This is a genomic window from Arthrobacter sp. Y3225116, from assembly GCF_059091245.1.
Genome location: NZ_JBNHGL010000184.1, coordinates 1 through 5,829, shown reverse-complemented (window position 1 = coordinate 5,829; position 5,829 = coordinate 1). Strand labels below are relative to the sequence as shown.

General features: G+C 69.8%; 5 protein-coding genes. 3 read left to right on the top strand and 2 right to left on the bottom strand.

From position 1 onward, the window contains the following. A partial coding sequence (locus AC5RV2_RS13815; RefSeq protein ID WP_494092805.1) for a PucR family transcriptional regulator ligand-binding domain-containing protein occupies positions 1 to 699 on the bottom strand: 699 nt, incomplete at its 3' end. A gap of 156 nt (positions 700 to 855) precedes the next feature. Between AC5RV2_RS13815 and AC5RV2_RS13810 the strand changes: the two genes are divergently transcribed. The 3 genes from AC5RV2_RS13810 to AC5RV2_RS13800 all read left to right on the top strand — a co-directional run bounded on the left by AC5RV2_RS13810 (position 856) and on the right by AC5RV2_RS13800 (position 4,986). Beyond that, a complete protein-coding gene (locus AC5RV2_RS13810) occupies positions 856 to 2,349 on the top strand; it encodes a CoA-acylating methylmalonate-semialdehyde dehydrogenase (RefSeq protein WP_494092804.1) in 1,494 nt (497 codons plus the stop codon). 12 nt (positions 2,350 to 2,361) lie between these two features. Then, positions 2,362 to 3,732, top strand: coding sequence for an aspartate aminotransferase family protein (locus tag AC5RV2_RS13805; RefSeq protein ID WP_494092803.1), 1,371 nt, complete (start codon positions 2,362 to 2,364; stop codon positions 3,730 to 3,732). A 162-nt stretch (positions 3,733 to 3,894) separates the two neighbouring features. After that, positions 3,895 to 4,986, top strand: a complete 1,092-nt coding sequence (locus AC5RV2_RS13800) for a GTP pyrophosphokinase (RefSeq protein WP_494092802.1) — start codon at positions 3,895 to 3,897, stop codon at positions 4,984 to 4,986. An 85-nt stretch (positions 4,987 to 5,071) separates the two neighbouring features. Here AC5RV2_RS13800 and AC5RV2_RS13795 read toward each other — a convergent pair. Beyond that, positions 5,072 to 5,829, bottom strand: a 758-nt coding sequence (locus tag AC5RV2_RS13795; protein ID WP_494092801.1) for an MFS transporter, incomplete at its 5' end; no start/stop codon positions are given.

Below are 5,829 nucleotides of genomic sequence, written 5' to 3'. Positions count from 1 at the left end.
GAGGCGGCCCCAGCGCTGGCCGCGCAGTCCCACCGGTGCCTGCAGCCATCCTGCCGAGCCGGCACGGGCCGTCTCCTCGCGATAGTGCACCAGGCGCGAGCGTTCGGCCCAGCCGTCGAGCAGTTCGGAAGCAGGCATGCCGGCCGGGGCGAACGCGAGCACCAGATGGGCCACGTCTTCCAGCACCACGGGGGCATTGATCAGTTCGGCGGCCCGGGCCACGATCTCTTCCGGCGGGGCGTTCTCCAGGCTGAGCATGGTGAAAACCTCGTGCACCTGGCGCGATCGCTCCAGCTGCGCCAGCTGCCCGGCCACCAGCATGCGGTGCACCACCTCGGTGACTTCCACGAACCGGATGCGGCGGGTCACCAGGATGACCGGCAGGCCGGCGGTGCGGCCGGCCTCGCGCAGTGCGGCGGCGGCCTGCGGTCTCTGGGCGGTGATTTCGACGATGACGGCGGCGGCCCCTGCCGCTGCCAGCTCGGCGAGGTAGCGGGTCGCGTCAGCGGCGGAGTCCTCGAACGCCAGGCCGGTGGTCAGGACCAGCTCGCCGCCCTCCAGCAGGCCGGCAAGGCTCCGCAGCTCGGCCACGTGGACCCAGCGGACGGGCGAGGCCAGGGCGTCGGCGCCCGAGAGGACCTCGGGTTCGCCGGCCCGCACCACCTCGAGGTCGAGTACGTCCCGCACGCTCAGCTGCATTGACACAGTGTAAGCCCCAGCGCGTATCTTCCGACAGAGTGTCAGTGGCACCGGCAGTCCGGGCACCCGAGGATAGGGGAAGACCCATCGCACGTGTCCCGGTTCACTTCATTGTCGCGGGCCAAGTGCGTGCAACAACTCAAAGCAAGGAGCACCATGCAGACCATCCAGCACTGGATCGAGGGGACCTACACTGCCCCGGAGCCCGACAGCCGACTCGGCGACGTGAGCAACCCGGCCACCGGCAAGGTCTCCGCCCGCGTCGCCCTGGCCAGCACCGCCGTCGTCGATCAAGCGGTGCAGGCGGCAGCGGCAGCGTTCCCGGCCTGGCGCGACACGTCGCTGGCCCGCCGCATGCAGATCCTGTTCAACTTCCGCGAGCTGCTGAACGCGCGCAAGGGCGAACTGGCCGCCATCATCACCGCCGAGCACGGCAAGGTGCTGGACGACGCGCTCGGCGAGGTGTCGCGCGGGCAGGAGGTTGTGGAATTTGCCTGCGGCACCCCGCACCTGCTGAAGGGCGGCTACACCGAGAACGCCTCCACCAAAGTGGACGTGCACTCGATCCGGCAGCCGGTGGGGCCGGCGGCGATCATCTCGCCCTTCAACTTCCCCGCGATGGTACCCATGTGGTTCTTCCCGGTGGCGATCGCCAGCGGCAACACCGTGGTCCTGAAGCCCAGCGAGAAGGACCCCACGGCCGCCAACTGGATGGCCGAGCTGTGGAAGGAAGCCGGACTGCCCGACGGCGTCTTCAACGTGGTGCACGGCGACAAGGAAGCCGTGGACGCCCTGCTGGAGCACCCCGAGATCAAGTCCGTTTCCTTCGTCGGGTCGACGCCGATCGCCCGCTACGTGTATGAGCGCGGCACGGCCTCCGGCAAGCGGGTGCAGGCGCTGGGCGGGGCCAAGAACCACATGCTGGTGCTCCCCGATGCCGACCTGGACCTGGCCGCGGATGCCGCGGTCAACGCCGGCTACGGCGCGGCCGGAGAGCGCTGCATGGCGATCTCCGCGGTGGTGGCAGTGGAATCCGTCGCGGACGAACTGGTGGCCAAGATCGCCGAGCGGACCGCAAAGCTGCGGGTGGGCGACGGCCTGCGCGGCACGGACATGGGGCCCCTGATCACGGCGGCTCACCGGGACAAGGTGGCCGGCTACATCACGGCAGGCCTTGAAGCAGGCGCCGAACTGGTGCTGGACGGGCGCACCGTGGAACCGGATGCGGAGGGCGACGGCTTCTTCCTGGCCCCGACACTGTTCGACCGGGTGACGCCGGAGATGTCCATCTACACGGATGAGATCTTCGGACCGGTCCTGTCGGTGGTGCGGGTGCCGGGCTACGACGAAGGGCTGGCGCTGATCAACGAGAATCAGTACGGCAACGGCACGGCGATTTTCACCAACGACGGCGGTGCCGCCCGCCGCTTCGAGAACGAGGTGCAGGTGGGTATGGTGGGGATCAACGTGCCGATCCCGGTGCCCATGGCGTACTACTCGTTCGGCGGCTGGAAGAACTCGCTGTTCGGTGACAGCCATGCGCATGGTTCCGAGGGCGTGCACTTCTTCACCCGCGGCAAGGTTGTGACCTCGCGCTGGCTGGACCCGAGCCACGGCGGCATCAACCTGGGCTTCCCGCAGAACATCTAGGAGGAGAGAGCCATGACCACCACCACAGGCACACCGTTGAGTTCGGCCGAGCTGGAAGCCGGACGCCGCGCCTACCAGCTGGACCGGCAGCATGTGTTCCATTCCTGGTCCGCCCAGGAACAGATCACCCCTATGGTTGTCACCCGGGCGGAGGGGTCCTGGGTCTGGGACGGCGAGGGCAACAGGCTGCTGGACTTCTCCTCGCAGCTGGTGAACACCAATATCGGCCACCAGCATCCCAAGGTGGTCGCGGCCATCCAGGAGCAGGCCGGGCTGCTGTGCACCGTGGCGCCGCAGCATGCGAACGCCGCCCGGTCCGAGGCCGCGCGGCTGATCGCCGAGCTGACCCCCGGGGACCTGAACCGGGTCTTCTTCACGAACGGCGGCGCGGACGCCGTGGAGCACGCGGTCCGGATGGCCCGTCTCCACACCGGCCGCTACAAGGTGCTCTCCGCCTATCGCTCCTACCACGGCGGGACGGCGCTGGCGGTCAACATCACCGGCGACCCCCGGCGGGTGGCGAACGACTACGGCAACGCCGGCACGGTCCACTTCCACGCCCCCTTCCTGTACCGCAGCCAGTTCCACTCCGTCGACGAGGCGCAGGAATGCCAGCGCGCGCTGGAACACCTGGAAACCACGATCCAGCTGGAAGGAGCGGCCAACATCGCCGCCATCGTGCTGGAATCGATCCCGGGCACCGCGGGCATCATGGTGCCCCCGCCCGGCTACCTCCAGGGTGTCCGCGAGCTGGCGACCAAATACGGGATCGTGTTCATCGCCGACGAGGTGATGGCCGGGTTCGGCCGTGCCGGCACGTGGTTCGCCATCGACCACGCCGGCGTGGTGCCGGACCTGCTCACCTTCGCCAAGGGCGTGAACTCCGGCTACGTGCCGCTGGGCGGCGTGGCGATCTCCGAGGAGATCTACGCGACCTTCGCCCAACGCGCCTACCCCGGCGGGCTGACCTACTCCGGGCACCCGCTGGCCTGCGCCGCGGCGGTGGCCACGATCAACGCGATGCGGGACGAGAAGATGGTCGAGCATGCGGCGGAGCTGGGCACCACGGTGTTCGGCCCGGGACTTGCGGAGCTGGCGGCCAAGCACCCGTCGGTCGGCGAGGTCCGCGGCGTCGGGGCCTTCTGGGCAGTGGAACTGGTCCGCGACCGGGCCACGCGCGAACCGCTGGCGCCGTACGGTTCCTCCAGCCCGGAGATGAACGAGCTGATCGCGGCCTGCAAGTCCCGCGGGCTGCTGCCGTTCGCCAACTTCAACCGGATCCATGTGGTGCCGCCGCTGAACATCAGTGCCGAGGATGCACGCACCGGCCTGGCCATCCTGGACGAGGTGCTGGAGCTGGCGGACACGCACGCGGCGGGCTGAGTCGGCGCGGCGGGCTGAGCCGCCGCGGCGGGCGCGCCCGAACTGGGTGCGTTCGCCGCGGGCCTGCAGTCCGCTCCCGGCATCCTGCGGATACGTTCCGCGGCCGCTGTCTTGGTAGGTTATTCACTTACCGCATGAAGCTACCGCAGGAGAGCCAGGAGCATGGGCATGCATTGGGATGGGTTGGATGAGCAACTGCGCCCGCAGGTGGAAGCCAGCACGGCGCACTACGAGCGGGTTCGCCCGGCGTTGGAAACGGTCACCTCGCAGCTGCAGTCGGACATCCGCAACATCTTCCGCACCGCCGAACTCACGCCTCTGTTCGTCACGGCCCGGACCAAGAGCGTGGAGTCTTTCCGGGACAAGGCGTCGCGGATGCTCCAGCCGGCCGAACCCGGCGGCGCCCCTGCGCTGGAATTCCCCGATCCGCTGCGCGAGATCCAGGATCTGGTGGGCGTACGGGTGATCGTCAGCCTGCCGCACCAGATCCGGCAGGCCGCCGCGCTGATCAAGCGTCAGCGCAGCGACTTCGACTGCCGCGCCGACCGGGAGAAGGATATCGGCTCGATCGAGTCCGGCACCTACGGCTACGCCAGCCGCCACCTGATCCTGCGCACGCTGCAGAACAACGCGGTGAAGGCGTACCAGCAGGCCCTGGGCGAACCTGCCCGCGCCACCGGCAGCTACCTCTTCGAGGTCCAGATCCGTACGATTCTTTCGCACGCCTGGTCGGAACTGGAGCACGATATCCGCTTCAAGTCCGCTGACCCGCGCGCCTGGAGCCCCTATTTCGACCGGCAGTTCACGGCCACGGCGGCCATGCTGGAGGCGGTCGAATCGGCCTTCGCCGAACTCCACGATCGCTACGAAACCGTCACCGGCTACTGGGACGAAGAGGGCGAAGGCGCGGCGCCGCTGACCCCTCGCCGGGTCCGCGAGGTCTGGCAGACCCTGCTGCCGCACGTGGACCGCAAGTCCGACGACGACTGGGGCTGGGCGGCGGAGCTGCTGGCGGCACACGGCCTGAAGACCACGACCGAGCTGGCGGCCCTGCTGAATCCGGAAACCATTACGGATGTCCGCGCCGCCCTGGAACACCGCTACTCCCCCGGACCGGACCGCCTGCTGGACGATCTGCTGCTGTGGCGCTTCGGCCGCCGCCACATCGAGCTCACCGCCGGCGAGGACGAGCACCGGCGCGAGTCGCTGCAGCGCCGGTTCCGGCAGCTGGAGACCTACCGCCAGGGCATGTAGGCGGCCGCCCTGCCGGTCCGGCGCCCGGTCGCTCGTCGCTCCCTCGCGCGCTCGCTTGGCGTTCACCCGGCCGGCGCGGTCGGGCTCACCCGGCCGGCGCGGTCGGGCTCACCGGTGTGAAGGCGAAGCGATCCCGTCCGACCAGCAGCCCGATGGCCGCCTGCGCCACGGCGATGAGGCACAGCAGCGCCAGGGAGGTTTCCCAGGCCCCGGTGGCGGCGAAGAGCCCGCCGAAGATCGGCGGGCCGGCGGCGGCCAGCAGGTAGCCGATCGACTGGGCCATGCCGGAGAGGGCGCCCGCTTCACGGTGGGTGCGCGTGCGCAGGCCGAAGAGCGAGAGCGCGGTGACCAGGGAACTGCCGCAGCCGAAGCCCGCCACCAGCACCCAGAACAGCATGACCTGCGGCATCAGCATCATGCCCAGGCCGCCCGCCACCACCAGCAGGGGCGGCAGCGAAGCCGCCAGGAGCTGGGTCGGCCCGCGCAGGGCAACGGGGGTCAGCAGGCTGGACACCACCCCGATCAGCTGGAACAGCATGAGGTCCCAGCCGGAGGCCAGGTCACCGCGGCCGTGGAAGCGTTCCAGGGTGGGCAGCCACGTGATGAGAATGTAGAAGGTCATCGACTGCAGGCCCATGTACACCGTCACGTGCCAGGCAAGGCCGGACTTCCACACCGAACCCCGGACCAGAGCCGGCGCGGCGGCGGCGGCACGGGCCCGCTCTTCGGCCGCGGTGCCGCCGCGCAGGCGGGGAAGCCACAGCAGCACGGCCGGCACCGCCAGCACCACGAACGCCGCCAGGGCGAAGCGCCAGCCGGCCGGTCCGCCGCCCACCGGAAGGA

Excerpts from the sequence above, each read along its gene's own strand:
- AC5RV2_RS13805 (WP_494092803.1), top strand. The coding sequence starts at position 2,362 with ATGACCACCACCACAGGCACACCGTTGAGTTCGGCCGAGCTGGAAGCC.
- AC5RV2_RS13800 (WP_494092802.1), top strand. The coding sequence starts at position 3,895 with ATGGGCATGCATTGGGATGGGTTGGATGAGCAACTGCGCCCGCAGGTG.
- AC5RV2_RS13810 (WP_494092804.1), top strand. The coding sequence starts at position 856 with ATGCAGACCATCCAGCACTGGATCGAGGGGACCTACACTGCCCCGGAG.